We start from the raw sequence: 1,269 nt of genomic DNA on the forward strand, positions 1-1,269 counted from the left end.
TTTTAACAATCTCAGTATGGCGTTCGCGGAGCGTTGCGGAGCGCAGTATCGCCCAACTTTTACTGTTTATCCCTTAATTTATCAGGTTTAATTTTATTATACCGATGCTACCGGATTTGATATAACAGCCAGCAGGCTGGTGAGGTTCGACAGTTCTGGTTTGCAGGTGTCTCGGTTTTTACTACAATACCGGACGATCATATCCATGCCGATATTCAGACTCTGAGCTTGGCTGAACGGGTTAATACCGAACGACTTGTACGTGCGAAGGTGGGTAATAAAAGTGCCGTTTCTGCAAGGCAAAAAGCATCTGTCGCGCTCGTCGGTGCGGGCGTTTTCAATCTTATAACAGCCTATTATTTAACCGAAGAGGGTTACAGCATTACGATTTATGATGCCTCGCCCGATCCCAGAGAATCTAAACACTGGTCAAGATATGGCTGCACACGCGGGGGCGGCGATGGGAGAATGTTTACCCTTACAGAGGCTGATAATTACAACGACAAAGACTTTACAGCGGTCTCTGACTTCAACAATTTGTTCGGGAGTAAAGTGTCAGAATGTGGATGGGCGATCTGCAATAAAAATAATATCTCAATACCAGAGCAGACATGGATACACGAGTACGAGGCAGTTCCCCCATGGTTGGCAAACGTTTACAACAATGATATCTTGTCTTTTAACCATGAAAGTAAGCCCTGAAAGTGGCAAAACAAGATTCTGGTTTTACCCATCCACTTATACTGCCATTAGGTAGAAATTCCAGATCCCTAAAGAAGTTAACATGAAGCGATACGGCTGACGCCAAGCTCCGCGTTTCATGTCGCGTAGCGAAACGTCTAAATCTTTAATGTGATTTCTGTACAATGCTTTGATTGCGTTGTATCTCTTGACGCCTGATATAGTGTGTTCGCATTTGACGCGGACACTACTTTTTTCTCTATTTAGTTGTTTCTCTTGTTTTGTCAATTCTTTTCTTTTCGGCTTTTTCTTAGGAATTTTTATGTTGACAAATTCCTTGTGTAATCCTTGAATGCTTTACGGCGCACGCCCAGTCAATGCCCGCACTGAGGCGGTCTTCTTTTAACACCCGATTGATATCTAACATTGTCCCATTTTAAATACCCTACTTTCTTACTTTAAGGGACCTCCAAAAAATCAAATGTACAATTGATAATGATAATTATTGTTGGTCAAAGGAAGGGGCAACTATGAGCTGCCCCTTCCCACTCCACTTTTTTTGTAGTAAATTTGAAACTGGGGCGTGAT

2 protein-coding genes are annotated in these 1,269 nt (G+C 42.7%); one reads left to right on the forward strand and one right to left on the reverse strand.

What is annotated here, in order from left to right; translation table 11 throughout:
- Nucleotides 1-228: 228 nt before the first annotated feature.
- Nucleotides 229-702 (forward strand): NAD(P)-binding protein, encoded by a 474-nt coding sequence (locus F6K22_RS41135; RefSeq protein WP_293110957.1) that lies wholly within the window; start codon nt 229-231, stop codon nt 700-702.
- A gap of 36 nt (nt 703-738) precedes the next feature.
- Here F6K22_RS41135 and F6K22_RS41140 read toward each other — a convergent pair whose 3' ends face one another.
- Entirely contained in the window at nt 739-1,035 is a 297-nt protein-coding gene (locus F6K22_RS41140; protein ID WP_375340249.1) for a transposase family protein, read from the reverse strand.
- Nucleotides 1,036-1,269 lie beyond the last annotated feature (234 nt).

Source organism: Okeania sp. SIO2F4 (assembly GCF_010672385.1).
GTDB lineage: Bacteria > Cyanobacteriota > Cyanobacteriia > Cyanobacteriales > Microcoleaceae > Trichodesmium.